Source organism: Glycomyces sp. NPDC049804, assembly GCF_040674615.1.
Classification (GTDB): Bacteria; Actinomycetota; Actinomycetes; order Mycobacteriales; family Micromonosporaceae; genus Glycomyces; species Glycomyces niveus.
The window spans coordinates 98,634-117,561 of record NZ_JBFAMQ010000015.1 but is presented as its reverse complement, the minus strand read 5'-3'; the positions used below and the strand labels follow the sequence as shown (position 1 = coordinate 117,561).

The following is an 18,928-nucleotide window of genomic DNA, read 5'->3' as shown; positions in this document are numbered from 1 at the left end:
CGGAGGCGACGGGCTGACGGGCCGGCGAGTCGATGCCGTCGGCGGCGACCACGAGGTCGGCGCGTGACCGACGCGTTATGACGGCCGACACAAGTCATTGATGAACGTTCAAGTATTAGGAAAGGCTAGCCTAATGTAGCGCGCGCAAGGCGGTCGAGAGGCCGCGCTCCCCGGACAGCCTGAAGGAAGACCACCATGCATCTCGGCCGACGCGCGATCACATCCGCCGCAACCGCCTCTCTGCTGTTGGCCGGGCTGGCCGCCTGCGGCGCTTCCGAATCCGTGCCCGAGACGGCCGCGGCCGCCGGAGAAGGCGCGACCTCCTACCCGCTGACCGTGGAGAACTGCGGCCAGGAGATCGTCTTCGACGCCGCGCCGCAGCGCGTCGTCTCGCTCGACCAGGGCTCCACCGAGATCCTCCTGTCCCTCGGTCTGGAAGACCGCGTCGTCGGCACCGCCTCCTGGACCGACCCGATCCTCGACTCCCTCGCCGAGGCCAACGCCGACGTGCCGCGGCTCGCCGACGAGGCGCCGACGTACGAAGTCGTCCTCGGTGCCGACCCCGACTTCGTCACCGCCTCCTTCGGCCGCCACTTCGCCCAGGGCGGCGTCGCGGACCGCGGCCGGTTCGCCGAGACCGGCATCGAGTCCTACCTCTCGCCCACCGACTGCGACGGCGACGTCAGCATCAACGGCGGTGGCACCCGCACCCAGCCGCTCACCTTCGACTCCCTCTACCGGGAGATCCGCGAACTCGCGCAGATCTTCGACGTCTCCAGCCGCGGCGACGACCTCGTCGCCCAGCTCGAGACCCGCCGCCAGGCCGCGCTCGCGGACATCGCCGCCTCGGACCTGACCGCCGCGTTCTGGTTCTCCGACCTCAAGACCCCGTACGTCGCAGGCGGCCTCGGCGCGCCCGCGCTGCTCGCCGGCGAAGCGGGCGTCGCGAACGTATTCGGCGACCTCCCCGACGACTGGCCCGCCACCACCTGGGAGGACTTCGTCGACCGCGACCCCGACGTCATCGTCATGGCCGACCTCAGCCGCGAACGCTGGCCCGGCGACCAGGCCGCCGAGAAGATCGAATTCCTCACCACCGACCCGGTCACCAAGAGCCTCAACGCCGTCGTCGAAGAGCGATTCGTGCCGCTGTCGGGCGCCGAGTTGAACCCCTCGATCCGGATGGTCGACGGCATCGAGGCGCTCGCCGCCGGACTGCAGTCCATCGAGGCCGCTGCGTGACGACCGCGCTCGCTGAGGCCGCGCCCCCGCGCGGCGGGAACCGCCTGCGGTTCCTCGCCGTCGGCCTCGGCGCCCTCGTCCTGCTGCTCGCCTCGATCGGCGCGGCGATCACGCTCGGCCCCGCCGACGTGTCCTTGGTGAACGTGCGCGACATCCTCCTCAACCACCTCGCCGGAGCGGAGATCCCGGTCCGGGTCTCGAAAGAGGCCATCGTCTGGCAGGACCGGCTGCCGCGCGCACTCGTAGCCGCCGCCTGCGGGGCCGGGCTCGGGCTGTGCGGCCTCATCCTGCAATCGCTGCTGCGCAACCCGCTCGCCGACCCGTACGTCCTCGGGATCTCCTCCGGCGCCTCCTCGGGGGCGGTCGTCGTCGCGATCCTCGGCGTCGGCTCGGCCGGGCTCGGCGTGCCCGGCGGCGCGTTCGTCGGCTCGCTCGTCTCCTTCGGCGCGGTCCTGCTGATCGCGCGCCTCGCCGGAGGCGGCGACGACAAGCTCATCCTCGCCGGCATCGCGGTCACGCAGCTGTTCTCCGCGGTCACCTCGTTCGTGATCTTCGCCTTCGCCGACTCCGACGCCACCCGCGGCGTCATGTTCTGGCTCCTCGGCTCCCTCGAAGGGGTCCGCTGGAACGGCGCCGCCCTCTGCGGCCTCGCCGCGCTGGCCGGGACGGTCCTGTGCCTGGCCCGCGCACATGTGCTGGACGCCTTCGCGTTCGGCGACGACGTGGCCGCCTCGCTCGGCGTCCACGTCGGACGCGAGCGCGCCGTGCTCATCACCGCCGCGGCGCTCCTGACCGCGGTGATGGTCAGCGTCGCCGGCGCGATCGGATTCGTCGGCCTCGTCCTGCCGCACGCCGCCCGGTTCCTCGCCGGACCGCTCCACCTGCGCCTGGTGCCGGTGACCGCGCTGGTGGGCGCGGTCTTCATGGTCTGGGTCGACGCCGTCTCCCGGATCGCGTTCTCGCCCTCGCCGCTGCCGATCGGCGTCAGCACCGCGCTCGTCGGCGTCCCCGTGTTCATCGCGATCATGCACCGCCGAAGGAGGACGCTGTGACGCTCGAGGCCCGCGAGGTCGCCTGGGACCGGGGCGGCAGGCTCGTCGTGGACGGCGTGAGCCTCCGTCCGAACCCCGGTGAGACCATCGGGCTCCTGGGGCCCAACGGTTCCGGCAAGTCCTCCCTCATCCGCCTGCTCTCAGGGATAGCCCGCCCGACCGCCGGCGTCGTGACCCTCGACGACCGCGCGCTGTCCGCGGTGCCGCGGCGCGAGGCCGCGCGCGCCATCGCCACGGTCACCCAGCACGCGGACACCACAGTGGAGCTCTGCGTGCGCGACATCGTGGCCCTCGGCCGCATTCCGCACCGCGGCGCGTTCGGCGGCGACCCCCGGGCCGACGCCGAAGCGGTCGCGGAAGCCTTGGAGCGCACCGGACTCGTCACCAAGGCGGGCGAGTCCTGGCACCGCCTCTCGGGAGGCGAGCGCCAGCGCGTCCACATCGCCCGCGCGCTCGCCCAGCGTCCCCGTGAGCTCCTGCTCGACGAGCCCACCAACCACCTCGACATCCGCCACCAGCTCGACCTGCTGCGGCTCGTCGCCGAGCTGCCGGTCACGACCGTGGTGGCGCTGCACGACCTCAACCTCGCGGCGATGTTCTGCGATTCGCTGGTGGTCCTCAAGGGCGGCAAGGCGGTCGCGGCGGGGGCGCCGGCCGAGGTCCTCACGCCCGCACTGATCGCCGAGGTCTACGAGGTGGACGCCGTCGTGAACGCGGACGAGTCCGGCCGACCGCAGATCGCGTTCACACCTCGAGCCCGGTCGGCTCGGCCGTAGTCCTCGCGCATCGCGGGCCTGAGCGCTTCGCCTCCGCGACGGGGCGATCGACGTCCCTCAGCGACCACGGCCCGGGCCTTCCCGACGCCGTGTTCCGCGACGGTCCGGCCGCTGCTGCCTGCGGCGGTGTGAAACGCACCGGTCGTGGGTAGACCACAGGCCTCGACTCATTCGAATATGGAGGCTGCAATGATCGGATTCATCATCGCCGGGCTCGTGATCGGCGTGCTGGCGCGACTCATCAAGCCCGGGCGGCAGCACCTCGGGATCCTCGCCACGCTCATCCTGGGCCTGGTCGGATCGGTGATCGGCGGGACCATCGCGAACCTGCTCGGGACGGGCGACATCTGGGAGCTGAACGTCCTCGGCTTCGTGGTCGCCGTGGTCGCGTCGGTGCTGCTCATCGGCGTCGCCGAGAGCATCGCCTCGAGCCACCGCAAGACCGCTTCCTGACGTCGATATTCACGCGTTCGAGTGAAAAGTCCGCGGATGCGGCCTAGCCTCAGGGGGTCGTTTTCCGACTCCGAAGGAGGCTCAACAGCCGTGACCATGATCAACACGAAGAAGAGGAAACGCGCGAGGACCGTGCGCCGTGTGACGACCGGAGTGGCCGCTGGCGCGGCCGTGGGGCTGGCGGTCGCGGGGGTCGCCGTGGCCGCCCGCCGCACCGAGCGGGTGCTTCCGAAGCTCCCGGCTCCGGGCGCGACCGCGCAGGTCCAGCTCGTCTCGAAGGGCATCGAACTCGCCGTGGCGGGCCGCAAGATCCGCACCGGGCCGCTCCAGGGCCGGGCCACGTTCGAGATCGAGGCGCACCCGGACGACCCGGGGGCGGTGCGGACGAGGATCACCGAGTTCCGTCTCTCTTCGACCGGCGCACGCGATGCGGTGGTCACCGTGGAGCAGCGTGCGGGCGCCCGCACCGATGCGACCGTGCTGCGGCGCGTCTCGCCGCGCTCGGCCCGGTTCCAGCACACGCTGGCGCTCGAGTGCGAGGTCAACATCGCGAACCCGCGCGCGCTCGGCCTGCCCGAGGCGACCGACGACCCGCTGTCGCTGCGGGCGAACGTGCCGGTCGAGCTGGTCGGCAAGCCTGCCGACTTCCCTGACTTCGACGCGGTCTACAAGCTCCACGAGCCGATCGCGCTGTCCGGGCCGAACGGGGCCGGCGAGGCGTCGATGCTCAGGTTCTCCTTCCAGATCCAGGGCTTCTGACCGGAGCGGCCGCGCGGCGGTCGCGAGACCGCCGACGGCCCGATGAAGATGATCCAGCGTGCAAGAAGGGGCGGGGCATCCCTCTGCGGATGCCCCGCCCTTCGGCTTGCCCGCGTGCGCGCGAGGTCAGCGCGCCGTTCGGGTCGTCACCGCACTCGCCGGTATCCGGACACGGGCAGGACGTCCATGGGGGCGATCTTGACGGTGTCGCCCGGCTTGGAGGCGTGGATGACCTGCCCCCCGCCTACGTAGATGGCGATGTGCCCGGTCCCGTAGGAGAACACCAGGTCGCCGGGGCTCAGGTCGCCGCGGCCGATCGCCGTGGAGTCGCCCCATTGCCCCTGCGACGTGCGGTTGAGCGACACGCCCGACTGGGCGTAGGCGGCGGCCACGAGGCCGGAGCAGTCGAAGGCGTCCGGCCCGGTCTTGCCGTACCCGTAGGGCTTCCCCAGTTGGTCGTAGGCGAACTGGACGACGTCGTTCGCGCCGGCCGGGGGATCGGCCGTCACCGTGACCCGGGTCCGGGCCTCTGCCTCTTCGGCCGCCTCCAGGGCGCGACCGGCCCTGCTGATGTCCCCTGCGAGCTTCGCGATCGTCTCGGTGCTGCGAGGGATCTCAGGCTCGACGGCTTCGAGCCGCGCGGCGGCCTCCTGTGCGGCCTCGTAGCGGAGGGCCTGCTCGGTCCTGAAGTCGCCCAGTGCCTCGATGGTGCCCGAGAAGCCCCCGTCTGCGGCGTCGAGGGCCAAAGTGGCCTGCTCGAGTTGGGATTCGAGGGCGCCGAAGTCGCGCTCGGACGCTTCGATCTCGGCGAGCAGTGCCGTCCGCTCGGATTCGAGCCGGTCGAGTTGCTCCTCTTCGGAGGCCTGGCGCTGCCGGAGGTCCTCCAGATGGGACCTGATCTCGCCGGCGCCGGCGGTGTCGAGGTCGATCTCGCCGGCGTGCGCCGGCGTCGCGGTGAGGCTCACCGCCGCGGTGAGGTCGACCAGTGCGATGGCGATGATCCCGAAGCTCCGCATCCTCGGGACGTGTGCTCGGATCTGTTGCGGGGCATGGCTTGAGCCTTGTTTCGATTCGATCATAGGTTCAATCACCATGGCGCCGCGAGCGGGCCACGTTCGGTTGAGTCGGCTGCACGGTTCTTTCCTCGCTTCCCGGTAGGGGACTGCTGGACCGCCGCGAGGGCGGGGCATCACTGCCGCCATCCACGATGGCCCGGGCAAGGATCACTGGGACGAGTTCGAGGAACACACACCAAACGGGACTCAGCGGACGTATGGTGACGCGGGGGCGTCATCCCTGGAGTACGAATATATATCGGGAACGATGTAATCGATCTGAGGAAAGAGGCCGGCATGGCTCAGCAAGCGCCGGAACGGGTCCTGGTCGGCGTCGACGGTTCGGCGACCTCGGTGCGAGCGCTGCGATGGGCGGTGCTGTACGCGGAGCGGACGGGCGCGAGGCTCGACGCGGTCCACGCATGGCAGATCCCCACGACCTACGGCACCCCCGTGGAGATCCTCCCCGGCGAGAACTTCGCCGCCACCGCCCAGCGGGCGCTGAACGAGACGGTCGACAAGGAACTCGAAGGCCGCGACGATCTCGAGGTGGGGCGCATCGCGGAGATGGGCTACCCCCCGAAGCTCTTGGTCGAGCTGTCGAAATCGGCCGACCTGCTCGTGCTCGGCAGCCGCGGCCGCGGCGGCTTCAGAGGCACCCTCCTCGGCTCCGTCAGCCTCCACTGCGTCACCCATGCGGCCTGTCCGGTCGTCGTGGTGCGCGAGACCGACTAGGCGCCGGGGCTCGCCGGTTCAACGGTAGTGGTCGATGATGCGCCGGGCGAGTGCCTTGAGGTGGTCGCGGGCTTCGGGCGGGCCGGTGATGGTGGCGGAGTCGGCGAAGGCCAGGAGTTGGCGCACGTCTTCGAGGACGCGGCAGCGCAGGACGCCCGGGGTGGTGCCGTCCGGTCCGGGTTCGCCGAGTTCCAGGCGTGAACCGAGGATGCGCTGCGCCCGTTCCACCTGGTAGGCCTGGACGCGCAGGTGCACTTCGAGGTCGCCGGCGCTCTCCCAGCCGGAGGTCAACGCGGCGGCGGCTTCGGCGAGGCGAACGCCGGGGCGGAGCCGCCGTGCGGTGCGGAGCGGTTCCCACCGGTCGATCTTCAGGAGGTTGAGCAGGCGGGGCGTGCCCGCTTCGTCGGCCACGAGGTACCAGCGGCCGCCTTTCGCCAAGAGCCCGTAGGGGTCGACGGTCCGCCACTGCGGCGGTCGGTCCGCCCGCTCGTAGCGGACCTTGAGGCGCACGCCGCGGCGCAGGTCGCCGATGAGCGCGGCGGGGGTGACGCCGCCGGGGTCGCGGCCGAACCACGGCCGGTTGTCGCTGACGACGAGGTCGCCGACGGCGAGCAGGCCGTCGCCGGGGCGGGCTCCGGCGACCTTGCGGCGGGCGCGGTCGCTGATCGCCTCGACGCCGAGGCGGCGGCGCTGGTCGTCGTCGAGTCCGGTGAGCGCCAGGTGCTCCCGTTCGGGCGGCGTGAGGCGGCTCGTGTCGAGGGCGCCGCCGGGAAGCATCGAGACGCCGCCGTAGCGGCCGCGGCGCGCGAGCACGGGGAAGCCGGCGTCCTGGAGCCAGCGCAGATCGCGCATGACGGTCCGCTCGGACACGCCGGTGTCCTCGGCGAGCGCGGCGACCGTCGTGTCCGGCCGCGACCGCAGCGCGAGGAGGAGGGAGAAGCACCTGTCGGGAGTCACACCCACATGCTCCCAGAGAACCTGACAGATCCCGTCAGGTTTCGCGTCTACGGTTGCGGCTCCGACGGAAAGGAGGGCGATCATGCCCGCACCGAACATCTTCATCGTCTACGTCTCCGACGCGCCTGAGGCGGCCCGCTTCTACGGGGACCTGTTCGACATGAAGCCGGTCTTCGAGACGCCGGGGTACCTCTCGTTCGACCTCGGGGGCGGCGTCAGCCTCTCGCTGTGGAGCCGCTCGGGCGTGGACTTCGCCGCGGAACCGGTGCGCACCAGCGAGGTCTGCCTCGCCGTGGACCGGGCCGGCGCGCCCGCATCGGTCGACGCGCTCTACGAGGAGTGGCGCGCCAAGGGCGTGCGGATCGTCGACGAGCCGCGCGACGAGGTCTTCGGCCGCACCTTCGTGGCGGCGGACCCCGACGGCAACCTCATCCGGGTCGCACCCGCCGACTAGCGCGGTGCAGCGGGGCGGCGGCTTCAGGTCGCCGCCCTTGCCTGCAGGCGTGTCACGCCTCAGTCCGGGTGGATGACGACGCAGCAGCGGTCGGGGCCGGGGGTGAGTTCGGCGCGGTCGGGGGCGTCGTCGCGGGCGGTGAGGACGCCGCGGAGGAAGGCGTGGTTCATGCCGCAGACGAGGGCGGTCTCGCGTTGGGCGATGCGGTGGAACGGGCAGTTGCGCATTTCGATGTCGCCGTGTTCGGTGCGCTCGGGTTCGTAGCCGCACGCGGAGAGCGTCGCGAGCAGATCGGTGCCGAGGTCTTCGGTCGCGCGGCCGCGGCGTTCGGAGGCGGTGACCAGGGCCTGGTGCAGCGCGGGGGAGTCGGCGGCCGCGACGCCGTCGGCGAGGATTTCGGCGAGGAGGCCGTAGTCGCGCGGCGGGATGGTGACCGAGACTTCGTCGCGGGCGGGCGCGTACTGCTTGGCGGGGCGTCCGGCTCCGGGGCCGCCGCGGCCTTCGGGGCGGGCGTAGCTGGTGCTGAGCAGGCCGGCTTCGGCGAGCCGGTCGAGGTGGTACGCGGCGAGCGTGCGGCTGATGCCGACCGCTTCGGCCACCTCGTCACGTCGGACCGGCGCCGACTGCGAGGCGACGTGGTCGAAGACCCGGCGCCGCACCGGGTTGGACAGCGCGTCCAGTTCCAGGGCGTCCAGGTCGGCCGGGACGGGAGCCTCCTCCATGCCGTGAACTCTACCACTAATGATTCTTGACAAATTCCGCTCGGGCTCCGACACTAAAGTAAGAACGTTTTGTCTTTAGAAGGGAGCGTCATGTCCACCATTGCGCAGGAGGCCGCCGAGCAGGCGTTCGAGCCGGACCTGATCGCCGCGGAGGCCGCGGCGGCGGACTTCCTCAAAGCGCTGGGCATGCGGCACGACTCCGAGCACCTCCGCGCCACGCCGGGTCGGATGGCGCGGGCCTGGGCCGAGATGCTCACCCCGCGCCCGTTCAACCTCACGACCTTCCCGAACGACGAGGGCTACGACGAGCTCGTCCTCGCCCGTGACATCCCGTTCCGCTCCATCTGCGAGCACCACCTGCTGCCGTTCACCGGCCACGCCTGCGTGGGCTACCTCCCCGGGGAGCGCGTGCTCGGCCTCTCCAAGCTCGCCCGCGTCGTCGAGCACTTCGCCTGCCGCCCCCAGACGCAGGAGCGGCTGACCAAGCAGACCGCCGACTGGCTGCAGGAGCGCTTGGGCGCCAAGGCGGTCGGGGTCGTGATCAGAGCCGAGCACTCGTGCATGACGCTGCGCGGCGCGCTCGCCACCGGCTCGAGCACGGTGACCTCGACGCTGCTCGGGACGCTCCGGACCGATCCCAGCTCCCGCCAGGAGTTCCTCGCGCTGGCCGGCTGCTGACCGGCCAGCCCGGAGCGCTGCGGCGCCGGAACGGCCGCGGGCGCTGTCAGGTCCCTACATCGCCTCTGGCGGGCGCTTCCCGGTGCGTCCGGCGGCGGGGGACTCGGTCTCCATGCGGGTCTGCGCGTCGTCCATTCCCTTGGCCGGGTTGGTCGCCGTGCTGGTGGTCTGCGTGTTGAGGTTCGACCAGGAGCCGGTGGTGCGGCCCATGTACTCGTCCTCGCCGGTGCCGGTCATCGGCGTGGCGCGGGCGGCCGTCGCCAGGGCCCAGATCACGAAGACGTCGATCGCGATCATGACCATCGACCACAGCGGCTGCCAGGGCAGCCAGAAGAACTGGCTGGTGGCCGAGATGGCCGCGATGACGACGCCGGTCCAGTAGGCCCATTTCCTGCCCATGAAGACGAAGGCGCCGGTCAGGGCGACGAGCGCACCGACGATGACGTGGACGGTGCCCCAGGCGGTGAGGTCGAACTGGTAGAGGTAGTTCGGTGTCGTCACGAAGATCTCGTCTTCGACCAGCGCTGCGATGCCGACCAGCACCTGCCAGATGCCGACCATCACCATCATCGAGGCGGCGAAGACGGTGCCTCCTGCAGCCCAGGTGCTGCGCGTCTCTGTGCTTGCCATGGCGCTTCCCTATCTGCTCGGGCTCCCGTCGCGAACCGGCGGAAGACTCGCGAATGCTTACTATTCGAACAGTAGTCACTACTCGGTGTGCGCGCCGGGGATACGTGTTATCTTGCCGCGATTCCAGGCCGAAAGGCGGGCGAGACGCGAGGGGCACGGCGGCGCCTGCGGCTCAGGCCCGTCGTGAGTCGGCGGCCGCGTGACCGCACGCCGCGAAGGGCGTCGTCCTGGTTCGGACGGCGCCCTGGCGGTGGTGATCGCGGGTCAATCGGTGCCGTAGTCGGCGGGGTCGTAGACCGGGGCGGGCAGGGCGGTCGCGAGCTCGGTGAGCGCTTCGAGGCCGTAGCCCTCGACCGTGCCGCCGTCGACGCCGGTCTCGATCACGACGGCCCATCCGGACTCGTCGAAGACCCCGATGAACCAGGAGCAGTGCTCGTCGCCGATGCACCAGGTCCGGGTGGCGACGGTGCGGCCGTCGAGCTCGCTCTGGGCGCACTGGTCGTCCTTGTCGTCGCCCGGGGCCCCGCAGTCGATCAGGTACGGGCCGGTGCCCGCGCCCTCGGGCGGCAGGCCCGGCAGCCATCCGCCCGGCAGGTAGTAGCGGACGTTCAGGCTGATCGGGGTGTCGAGGCCGTCGTTGAACGGCATGGTGACGTCGGCGGTGTAGGTGCGCTGCACGACCTCGCCGGAACCGGTGTGGAGTCCGACGGCGCTCCCGTCGTTGTGCTCGGTCTCGCCGTAGACGCCTTCGATCACGGCCACGGCCGCGTCGAGACTCGCCTGCGCGTCGGCGTCCGCGGCCTGGGGCCAGGACTCGTCGACGGGCCAGGCGGGGGGCATGTCGAGGAACTCGACCGGCGCGAGTTCGCTCGTGTCGTAGTCGATCTGGGGCATGGCGAGCATCGCGGCGCTCAGGTCCTCAAGGGACATCTCGCGGCCGTGGCCGTGGCAGTCGAGGTCCCACCAGGAGGTGAGCGCCGAGCCGTTCGGGTACACGACGGCGGCTTCGAGCGCGCAGCCGTGGTCGGCGGTCATGAGGACGCGGCCGTCGTCGAGGGTCTCGGTGGCGAACTCGGGGGCCTCGTCGGTCCAGACGGCCTCGTCGCTGATGAGGTGCTGGGGGAAGGCGACGTCGCCGGTGGGCCCCGGTTCGGCGGTCCAGCCGCCGGGCTGGAAGCCGGCGATGCGGTACGCCAGGTGCTCGGCCTCCTCGTCCGAGTCGAGCGCGAAGTAGGCGCGCAGGGACGCCTGTCCCCCCTTGGCGTCGAGCGAGCGGGGCTCGAAGTTGAACTGCTCCTGGTTGAAACCGAGTTCGGACAGCGCCGAGTAGTAGTCCAGGCGGTGCTCCTCCATGGCCTCCAGAGCCGCCTCGTCGGAGGGGAACTCGTAGTCCAGCGCGTCCGCGTCGAAGATCCCCGCGTCCACCGCGAGCTCGCCGAACGCTTCCTTGGCGGCGGTGTTGAGCTCCCGGCCGACCGGGTCGGCGGTCTCGTACAGGGGGTGGGCGGGCGGGTAGGCGGCGGTGGCCGGGTCGAAGTCGAACGGCTCGCCCGGCGGGAACGTCTGGGCGGCGTCGGGGGCCCGGCCGTCGTCGCCGAGCCCGGTGAGGGACAGGGCGAGGACCGCGGCGATCGCGGCGACCCCGGCAGCCGAGGCGCCGCCGATCGCGGCGTTGCGGCGGGCCTGGGCGCGGTAGCCGCGGCTCATGACCTGCTTGATGTCCACTGCGGACGGCGGGGCGGGGTCGTCGGGGCGCCCCTGCAGCAGCAGCCGCTCGGTGTGGTCGTGGTGTTCCATCGGTGTCCTTCCTTACGCGCCGGCGGGGACCGGGGTCCCGGCCAGCAGTCGTCGCAGTTTGCCCATGGCCCTTGAGGTCTGGCTCTTCACGGTGCCGGGGGAGCAGCCCATGGCGGCGGCCGTCTCCTCGACGGACAGCTGCTCCCAGTACCTGAGGACGATCGTCACGCGCTCGCGCGCCGCGAGCTGGTCGAGCGCGCCGGCGACGGTGAGCCGCAGCTCGACCTCCGCCTGGGGCGCCTCGACGCGCTGGACCGGCATGTCGTCGGTGGCGCGCTCGCGGCGCACCCAGGCGAGCCGCCGGTGGGACAGGTACACGTTGGTGACGATCCGGCGCGCGTATGCGGGCGCGCCGCCGGGCTCGACGCGGTGCCAGGCGGCGAACAGCTTCGTGAGCGCCTTCTGGACGATGTCGTCGGCCTGGTGCCAGTCCCCGCTCAGGTAGTACGCGTACCGCCTGAGGCGGTCGCGGTGTGCGAGGTCGAACGACTGGAATTCGTCCTCGCGTTGCTCCTTGCTCTGCACTGGGGCCTCTTTCGGGTGACGGGTCGGGGTGCGGGGCCTCGCAGCGGTGGATTCGCGGCCCTGCACCCGTAACTACGCGGGTCCGCGGAACACCCGTTGTCAAGATAATCGCGCCCGTGTCCCAGGGCCTCCTTGATCGGTCGGATCCTCTTGCGCGGGTGGGGATACGGTCCTTAGAATGGGGCGGCCCGGATGCGCGACCCCCTTCACCTCGTCACTCGAGCGGCCCCCATTCGGCGCGTCCGCCGACCGTTCCCCGAACGGCGAGAAGCGACCGAGGTGCGAATCCAGATGACGATACTGTCCGATTTCGACAGGCGATCGGTCGCGGCGCTGCTCGCGCTCGCGGTGGCCGCGTTCTGCTACGTCACCGTCGAGACCGTCCCGGTGGGGCTGCTCGCCGAGATCGCCGCCGACCTCGACGTGTCGCATTCCCAGGTGGGACTGCTGGTCACCGGGTACAGCGTCACCGTCGCAGTGCTCACCCTGCCGCTGGTGAGACTGACCGCCCGCGTGCCGAGGCGCCCGCTGCTCCTGGCCCTCATGGCCGTCCTCGTCGCCGCGACCGCGCTCTCGGCCGCCGCCCCCACCTACGAGCTGCTGTTCGCGGCGCGCGTGGCGACCGCGCTCAGCCAGGCCGTGTTCTGGGGCATCGTCGCGCCGGCGGCCGCCGGGATGTTCCCCGCCCACGTCCGCGGCCGGGTCATGGCCGTGGTCTTCACCGGCGGGTCCATCGGGCCGATGCTCGGCGTGCCCGCCGGGACCTGGCTGGGCCAGGCCGCGAACTGGCAGATCGCGTTCCTCGCCTTCGCCGGACTCGGCATGCTCGCCCTGCTCACCCTCGTACTCGCCCTGCCCGCCAGCCCGGTCCGCAACGAGCACGCGGGACGCGGCACCACGCCGGACGCCCGCCAGTTCACGCTGGTGCTCGTCACGAGCGCCCTCGCGGTCGCCGGGTTCTTCGCCGCCTTCACCTACACCTCGGCGTTCGTCACGATCGTCGCCGGCATGTCCGCGGCGCTGCTCGGGCCGCTGCTGCTGGCGCGCGGCCTGGCCGACTTCGGCGGGATCGCCGCGGGCGGCGCCCTTTCGGACCGCAACCAGCGGCTCGCCGTGATCCTTCCGGTCGGCCTGCTCGCCGCCGCGATGCTCGCCATGTTCGCGTTCGGCGCCGACCCCTGGGTCGCGGCCCTGACCATCATGCTCACCGGACTCGCGATGGGCGCGCTCATCCCGGCCCTGCAGAACCGGGTCATGGAGTTCGCGCCCGGCAGCACCGACACCGCCTCGGCCGGGAACTCGATCGCGTTCAACATCGGCATCGCCCTCGGCTCGTCCCTCGGCGGCCTCGCCCTCACCCACTCGGGGCCGCGGGCCACCGCCCTCACCGGGGCCGCGCTCGCCTTGGCGGCGTTGACGACCGCGATCGCCATGAAGGCGACCGCGCGGATCGAACCGGTCCCCGCGGACGCGGGCGGACGCTGAGTCAGCCCCCCTCGACGGCGGCGCGCAGGCGCTCGGCGAACCGGCGGTAGCCCTCCCGGAAGTCCGCCGGCGCTTCGATCGTGAAGTCGGCGTCGAGCAACGCGAGCGCGGCGAGCGGCCACTCCCAGGATTCGAGGCGCATGTCGACGCGGGTGCGCCCGTCCTCGAGCGAACTCAGTTCCACGGTGTCGTGGCGGAACGCCTCGGCGACCGGGCCCGCCGTTCCATCCACAGTGAACACGACCGGTGCGCGGTTCCGGTTGATGCCCTCGACGAGGTAGTCGACGGCCGGCGGCGACGGCCGCGGCTCGAACCGGGTCGTCGACAGGCGCAGCCCGGAGACGCGGTCGATGCGGAAGACCCGCCAGTCGCCGCGGTCGAGGTCCCAGGCGAGGAGGAACCAGCGCTGCAGGTGGTGGATCTGCCGGTGCGGCTCGACGCGGCGCGAGGAGACCGCGCCGTCCTTGCGCTCGTAGTCGAACGCCACCACCTGGCGGGCCGCGATCGCGTCCGCGAGCGCGCCGAGGTCGCCCGCGCTGGTGCTCGGCGCGGGCACGTCGCTGGTCTCCAGACTGGAGCGCACCCGCGCGATCCGGTGGCGCAGGCGCTTGGGCAGGTACTGCTCGACCTTGCCGTACGCGCGGGTCGCGGCCTCATCGACCGACCCCTCGTCGGCGCTGCCGGTCGAGGCGAGCGCGGCGAGGCCGAGCAGGACCGCGATGGCCTCGTCGTCCTCGAGCATGAGCGGCGGCATCACCGCGCCGGCGGTGAGCCGGTAGTGGCCGCCCGGTCCGGGGCGCGTCTCGACCGGGTAGCCGTACTCGCGCAGGCGGTCGACGTCCCGCCGCAGCGTCCGCGGGCTGACGCCCAGGCGCGAGGCGAGCTCGCCGCCGCTGAACGAGCGTCCGGTCTGGAGGGACGCCAGCAGCGAGAGCATGCGGCGGGTGACATCCGACATGCCTTCATTCTGCCCGAAATCGCGGTCAGGATCCGGCCGCAATCGGGCCTAGTGTCGCGGGCATGAACGAACGCATGATCCGCATCCGCGGCGCCCGGTCCAACAACCTCAAGTCGGTCGACCTGGAGGTGCCGCGGGGAAGCCTGACCGTGTTCGCGGGGCCGTCCGGCTCCGGGAAGTCCTCCCTCGTGTTCGACACCATCGCCGCCGAGGCCGGCCACCAGGTCAGCGAGACGTACCCGCCGTTCCTGCGCAACCGGATGCCGAAGTGGACGCGGCCCGAGGCCGACGAGATCGCCGGCCTCTCGCCCGTGGTCGTCATCGACCAGCGCCGCCTCGGCGGCAACGCCCGCTCGACCGTCGGCACGGTCACGGACACGTGGACGTACCTGCGGCTGCTCTACTCGCGGGTCGGCGAACCGCTGATCGGCGAGTCGACCCGCTTCTCCTTCAACGACCCCGGGGGCATGTGCCCGACCTGCTCGGGCCTGGGGGACGCCGTCGAGATCGACGTGACGGCCTTCCTCGACCCGGGCAGGTCGCTCAAGGAGGGCGCGATCCTCCTGCCCGGCTTCGGCGACGGCGGCTACTGGTTCGACAAGTACACGGGCGTCGAGTGGCTCCCGGCCGACGCGCCGCTGCGGGAGTGGACCGAGGACGAGCGGCTCGCGCTGCTCTACGGCGGCGAGCACATCGCCCGCCTCGGCGTGCGGCCGCCGAAGGACTACGAGGGCCTGGTGCCCTGGTTCGAACGCATCTACCTGCACACCTCCGACAGCATCTCCGACGCCAAGCAGAAGGCCATCGACCGGTTCACCCGGTCGGGCGTGTGCCCCGAATGCGGTGGCGACCGGCTGAACGCCGACGCCAGGGCCGTCACCGTCCACGGCCGCACCATCGGCGAGATGGCGCGCATGGAGGTCGCCGAGCTCGCCGAGTTCGTCGCGGACGTGGACGACACGGCGGTGGCGCCGGTGGTCGCGGCGCTGGTGGAGCGGCTGCGCGCGATGGACGCCATCGGGCTGGGGTACCTCCACTTGGGGCGGGCCACGGCGAGCCTGTCCGGCGGCGAGTCGCAACGGGTGAAGACCGTGAAGCACTTGGGCAGCAGCCTCGTCGAGATGCTGTACATCTTCGACGAACCGACGGTCGGCCTGCACCCGCACGACGTCGAGGCCATGACCGGCCTGCTGGAGCAACTGCGGGACAAGGGGAACACGGTGCTCGTCGTCGAACACGACCCGGCTGTGATGGCCGTCGCCGACCAGATCGTCGAGATCGGGCCCGACGGGGGCGCCGCCGGCGGCAGGGTGGTCTTCCAGGGGACGTTCGACGGGCTCCGCGCGGCCGACACGCCGACCGCGCTCGCCCTGGCGAAACCGGCGCCCACGGCCACCGCGCCGCGGGAGGCCGCCGGGGTGATCACGATCGAGCGCGCCGACCGCAACAACCTGCAAGACGTCACTGTGGACGTCCCGACCGGGGTGCTGACGGTGCTCACCGGTGTCGCCGGCTCGGGCAAGTCGAGTCTGGCGGCGGCGCTGGTCGAGCAGCACGGCGCGATCGTGGTCGACCAGCGCCCGGTCGGCGCCAACCGCCGGTCCACGCCGCTCACCTACGCTGGGATCGCCGCGCCGGTCCGGCGGCTGTTCGCGAAGGCGAGCGGCTTGTCCGCCAAGTACTTCAGCGCCAACTCCGAAGGGGGCTGCCCGGAGTGCAAGGGCCTCGGCGTCGTCTACACGGACCTGGCGTTCATGGAAGGCCACGAGTCGGTGTGCGAGGCGTGCGGCGGGCGCCGGTTCACCGACGAGGCGCTGCGGCACCGCGTCGACGGGCTCACCATCGCGGACGTGGCCGACCTGACCATCGCCGAGGCGATGCGGCGGCTCGCCGACCCCTCGATCCGCAAGGGCTTGCGGCACCTCGACCGGGTCGGCCTCGGCTACCTGCGGCTCGGCCAGCCGCTCTCGACGCTGTCGGGCGGCGAGTGCCAGCGCGTCAAGATCGCGCGGGAGCTGCGGGAGGCCGCCGAGCCGTCGGTGTACGTGCTCGACGAGCCGACGACCGGCCTGCACCTGCGCGACGTCGACACGCTCATGGACGTGCTGTCCCAGCTGCTCGAGGCCGGGCACACCGTCGTGGTCATCGAGCACCACCTCGACGTGATCCGCCGCGCCGACTGGATCGTGGACCTCGGCCCGGGGGCGGGCCGCCACGGGGGCCGGGTGCTGTACGAGGGCCCGGTGGCGGCCATGAGGGGCACGGCGACCGCGCGTGCGCTGGGGCAGGGCTGACCGGCCAGGGGTCCCGGCTGCCCGCTGTGGCGCTCCGGGACCCCTCCCGGGGCGGGGTGTTTACGGTTGCCGCGGTTGACTTCCGGTGAGAGTGAGCAGTGATGGTCGGGACGGAGCCGTTCGACGAGCCTTGGGCCGCGGGGCAGTACGCCGCGGTGCGGCGGCGTACCAGGGCGCTGGTCGAGGAGTTCGCGCGGCAGCCGGGGAGTTCAGGGCGGCGTGTGGACCGCGCGACCTGGGCTAGGGTCATCGAGGCGATGAACGACGCCAACCGGCACCTCGCGCGGTGCGACGGCGTCTGGCTGGAGATGCGGGCGCTCTATCTGGAGGTGATGGCGGGCAACGCGGTTCGGTTCCGCGTCCGGCGGGAGGGGTGGGCGGCGTCGATCCTGACCGCCTGCCGCTATCTCGGGCCGGATCACGAGATCACCGAGCGGATGAAACGCGCCCGGGACTCCGCCGACTGGTACGGGCGGCAGCCGGCCTCTGGCACGCTGCGGCAGGGGCTCAAGGTGGCCGCCGACGTGGATCGGCATCTCGGCGAGCTGGCCGTCGGCAAGCTGCGGCGGGCCGCCCTCAAGTTCGAACACTTGTCGCTGGTGATCGCGACCGTCGCGGTGAAGCGATACGAGGCGGCCGAAGGCGATGCGGCCGTCGCGATCGCGGGCCTCGGGGCCGAGCTGTGCCACGACCTCGGCGAGGTCGAGATCGCGCGGGCACTGTTCAAGCCCTTCTACGAGGAGGTGAGCGCCGTGACTCCCGAAGGCGTCGACGACCTGCTGCTCCTCGCCGAGGCCCGCACCCGGATGGGGACCATGGAACTGCTCAACGGCGACGCCGCGGCTGCCGAGCCGTTGGTGCGCACCGTCGAGCGCGACCTCCAGCCGAGCCCGCGGTTCGCGGGCGTCCGCCGCGCGCAGCACCGCCGCTGGATGCGGGCGCTCGACGACGCGAACGCCCTCCTCGCCGACTGCCTCTTCGTAGGCGGCAAGCGGAACGAGGCGGGCAGGCACTACCGGGAGGCGTACGAGGGCTATCTCACCGCGGGCGGCGAAGGCCCGGGGTACACCGAGCGCTTGAGCGCGGCCTTCAACGCCGCCGTCTTCACTGCGGGGGCCTGGTGGAAGGTGTAGGACGGCGGGTGCACAGCGATCCGCGCTGTCAGCCGAGGGTGCCGGCGAGCGCCCCCACGGTGCACTCTTCGCCGACCGGCCCGCCAGCCCCGGGCGCGGTCCAATCCACGACCGCGGACGCCGCCCGAGGGTGCTAGCGCAGGACCGCGCTCAGCAGGTCCGAACCCAGCGCCGTTACGTCGGTCGGGTTGAGGCTGTAGCGGACGTAGCGGCCGTGCCGCTGGGAGGTGAGCAGGCCCGCCCGGCGCAGGACGGCGAGGTGGCGGGAGACCTCGGGCGGTGAGAGCTCCCAGGCGTGGGCGAGTTCGCCGGTGGTGTGGGCGCCGCGGGCCAGGGTGCGCAGCAGTCGAAGTCGCACCGGGTGCGCCAGCGCCTCCAGGCGCAGGGTGACCGTCTCGAGCGAGACCGACTCCGGTGCGTTCGGTTCGGCGACCGGGTACTGCACGACCGGCTGCCATCCCTTGGCGTAGACCGCCACCAGGTGCGGGCGGCCGAAGACGCTGGGGAGGAAGGTGATCCCGGCGTCATCGGCGGTGGTCGCGGAGTCCTGCAGCTTGTCCACGACGATGGCGCCGCCGTCGGGCGCCAGGGTGACCGCGCTGGAGACCGCAGCCAGTGCCGGCCCGATGCCCTTGCGCTGCAGCAGGTCGTGCTTGAGGCGCCGGTCGTCGGCGAGTCGCACCGCGACGCTCGCCCATGCGGCGTCGAAGAACGCCTCGGCGCACGCTTCGAGGGTCTCGCGCACCCGCGCCCGCACCGCCGCGGGGTCGGTCAGGAGCCGTTCCGCGAAGGCCTCCTGGACCGCGCCGCGAGCCTGGGCGAGGGCGAGTGCCCGGTCGCGGGCCGTCGCGTCGGCGAGGGGCGACGGGGCGTTGAAGCGGACCCGGTTGCTGCCGCAGGTGGTGACGAGCGCGGCGGTCGCGTAGGCCTCGTCGTCGATGCGGTCCACGTCGTCGAGCTCCTCGGCCAGCGTCGGCCGGGGGCGGGCGGGCACCAGGAAGTCCGCCCGTGAAGAGCGCCAGAGGAACTCCGCCTCGTCGAGCCGCTCGGCGAGCTCCGGCGGCAGGGACGCCCAGACGCTGCCGGCCCAGCCGACGTGCTGCGGGTGGTGCGAGGGTTCGGCCAGCACATGGAGCATCGCGGTCAGCTCGGCCAGCGGGGACACGGAGAACCGCACCCGCCCGGGCGGCAGCCCGCCGATGTCGATCCTCAACGCCATGCCC

The 18,928-nt window shown here is 72.1% G+C and carries 19 protein-coding genes; 11 read left to right on the top strand and 8 right to left on the bottom strand.

Going from position 1 to position 18,928, the window contains the following annotated elements:
* The first annotated feature begins 195 nt into the window (after positions 1-195).
* The 5 genes from AB0K52_RS21110 to AB0K52_RS21090 all read left to right on the top strand — a co-directional run bounded on the left by AB0K52_RS21110 (position 196) and on the right by AB0K52_RS21090 (position 4,282).
* Positions 196-1,242 carry an ABC transporter substrate-binding protein gene (locus tag AB0K52_RS21110; protein WP_363534958.1) on the top strand — a complete coding sequence of 349 codons (1,047 nt, stop codon included), beginning with the start codon at positions 196-198 and terminating at the stop codon, positions 1,240-1,242.
* On the top strand, positions 1,239-2,294 hold the full coding sequence (locus AB0K52_RS21105; RefSeq protein WP_363534955.1) for an iron chelate uptake ABC transporter family permease subunit: 1,056 nt from the start codon (positions 1,239-1,241) through the stop codon (positions 2,292-2,294). The genes AB0K52_RS21110 and AB0K52_RS21105 overlap by 4 nt, the downstream gene beginning before the upstream one ends.
* On the top strand, positions 2,291-3,070 hold the full coding sequence (locus AB0K52_RS21100) for an ABC transporter ATP-binding protein (RefSeq protein ID WP_363534953.1): 780 nt from the start codon (positions 2,291-2,293) through the stop codon (positions 3,068-3,070). The genes AB0K52_RS21105 and AB0K52_RS21100 overlap by 4 nt, the downstream gene beginning before the upstream one ends.
* A gap of 189 nt (positions 3,071-3,259) precedes the next feature.
* Positions 3,260-3,523, top strand: coding sequence for a GlsB/YeaQ/YmgE family stress response membrane protein (locus AB0K52_RS21095; protein WP_208497450.1), 264 nt, complete (start codon positions 3,260-3,262; stop codon positions 3,521-3,523).
* A gap of 90 nt (positions 3,524-3,613) precedes the next feature.
* Positions 3,614-4,282 carry a hypothetical protein gene (locus tag AB0K52_RS21090; RefSeq protein ID WP_363534950.1) on the top strand — a complete coding sequence of 223 codons (669 nt, stop codon included), beginning with the start codon at positions 3,614-3,616 and terminating at the stop codon, positions 4,280-4,282.
* A 146-nt stretch (positions 4,283-4,428) separates the two neighbouring features.
* Here the strand turns inward: AB0K52_RS21090 and AB0K52_RS21085 are convergent, their stop codons facing one another.
* Complete coding sequence (locus AB0K52_RS21085) at positions 4,429-5,298, bottom strand: NlpC/P60 family protein (RefSeq protein ID WP_363534947.1); 870 nt, start codon at positions 5,296-5,298, stop codon at positions 4,429-4,431.
* A gap of 336 nt (positions 5,299-5,634) precedes the next feature.
* Between AB0K52_RS21085 and AB0K52_RS21080 the strand changes: the two genes are divergently transcribed.
* Entirely contained in the window at positions 5,635-6,072 is a 438-nt protein-coding gene (locus AB0K52_RS21080) for a universal stress protein (RefSeq protein WP_363534944.1), read from the top strand.
* Positions 6,073-6,090: 18 nt separating this feature from the next.
* Here AB0K52_RS21080 and AB0K52_RS21075 read toward each other — a convergent pair whose 3' ends face one another.
* A complete protein-coding gene (locus AB0K52_RS21075) occupies positions 6,091-7,029 on the bottom strand; it encodes a WYL domain-containing protein (protein WP_363534942.1) in 939 nt (312 codons plus the stop codon).
* A gap of 82 nt (positions 7,030-7,111) precedes the next feature.
* Here AB0K52_RS21075 and AB0K52_RS21070 point away from each other — a divergent pair, with 82 nt between their 5' ends.
* Positions 7,112-7,483, top strand: a complete 372-nt coding sequence (locus tag AB0K52_RS21070; protein WP_363534939.1) for a VOC family protein — start codon at positions 7,112-7,114, stop codon at positions 7,481-7,483.
* 59 nt (positions 7,484-7,542) lie between these two features.
* Here AB0K52_RS21070 and AB0K52_RS21065 read toward each other — a convergent pair whose 3' ends face one another.
* Positions 7,543-8,205 carry a helix-turn-helix domain-containing protein gene (locus AB0K52_RS21065; protein ID WP_363534936.1) on the bottom strand — a complete coding sequence of 221 codons (663 nt, stop codon included), beginning with the start codon at positions 8,203-8,205 and terminating at the stop codon, positions 7,543-7,545.
* Between the two features lie 90 nt (positions 8,206-8,295).
* Here AB0K52_RS21065 and folE point away from each other — a divergent pair, with 90 nt between their 5' ends.
* Complete coding sequence (folE, locus tag AB0K52_RS21060; protein WP_363534933.1) at positions 8,296-8,883, top strand: GTP cyclohydrolase I; 588 nt, start codon at positions 8,296-8,298, stop codon at positions 8,881-8,883.
* 54 nt (positions 8,884-8,937) lie between these two features.
* Here the strand turns inward: folE and AB0K52_RS21055 are convergent, their stop codons facing one another.
* The 3 genes from AB0K52_RS21055 to AB0K52_RS21045 form a co-directional block, all read right to left on the bottom strand.
* Entirely contained in the window at positions 8,938-9,513 is a 576-nt protein-coding gene (locus AB0K52_RS21055; RefSeq protein ID WP_363534930.1) for a hypothetical protein, read from the bottom strand.
* A gap of 264 nt (positions 9,514-9,777) precedes the next feature.
* Positions 9,778-11,310, bottom strand: a complete 1,533-nt coding sequence (locus AB0K52_RS21050) for a hypothetical protein (RefSeq protein WP_363534927.1) — start codon at positions 11,308-11,310, stop codon at positions 9,778-9,780.
* Between the two features lie 12 nt (positions 11,311-11,322).
* Positions 11,323-11,835 carry a SigE family RNA polymerase sigma factor gene (locus AB0K52_RS21045; protein ID WP_363534924.1) on the bottom strand — a complete coding sequence of 171 codons (513 nt, stop codon included), beginning with the start codon at positions 11,833-11,835 and terminating at the stop codon, positions 11,323-11,325.
* Between the two features lie 291 nt (positions 11,836-12,126).
* Here AB0K52_RS21045 and AB0K52_RS21040 point away from each other — a divergent pair, with 291 nt between their 5' ends.
* Entirely contained in the window at positions 12,127-13,320 is a 1,194-nt protein-coding gene (locus AB0K52_RS21040; protein ID WP_363534921.1) for an MFS transporter, read from the top strand.
* Between the two features lies 1 nt (position 13,321).
* Here the strand turns inward: AB0K52_RS21040 and AB0K52_RS21035 are convergent, their stop codons facing one another.
* On the bottom strand, positions 13,322-14,278 hold the full coding sequence (locus tag AB0K52_RS21035; protein ID WP_363534918.1) for a WYL domain-containing protein: 957 nt from the start codon (positions 14,276-14,278) through the stop codon (positions 13,322-13,324).
* A 62-nt stretch (positions 14,279-14,340) separates the two neighbouring features.
* On the opposite strand from AB0K52_RS21035, the gene AB0K52_RS21030 reads away from it, so the two are divergent.
* Together AB0K52_RS21030 and AB0K52_RS21025 are read left to right on the top strand one after the other, a co-directional pair.
* The gene (locus AB0K52_RS21030) at positions 14,341-16,572 is read left to right on the top strand and encodes an excinuclease ABC subunit UvrA (RefSeq protein ID WP_363534915.1); all 2,232 of its coding nucleotides are present in this window, start codon (positions 14,341-14,343) and stop codon (positions 16,570-16,572) included.
* A 101-nt stretch (positions 16,573-16,673) separates the two neighbouring features.
* Positions 16,674-17,705: a hypothetical protein gene (locus AB0K52_RS21025; protein WP_363534912.1), complete on the top strand. Its 1,032-nt coding sequence runs from the start codon at positions 16,674-16,676 to the stop codon at positions 17,703-17,705.
* A gap of 133 nt (positions 17,706-17,838) precedes the next feature.
* Here AB0K52_RS21025 and AB0K52_RS21020 read toward each other — a convergent pair whose 3' ends face one another.
* Positions 17,839-18,924 (bottom strand): helix-turn-helix domain-containing protein, encoded by a 1,086-nt coding sequence (locus AB0K52_RS21020; RefSeq protein ID WP_363534909.1) that lies wholly within the window; start codon positions 18,922-18,924, stop codon positions 17,839-17,841.
* Positions 18,925-18,928: the final 4 nt, after the last annotated feature.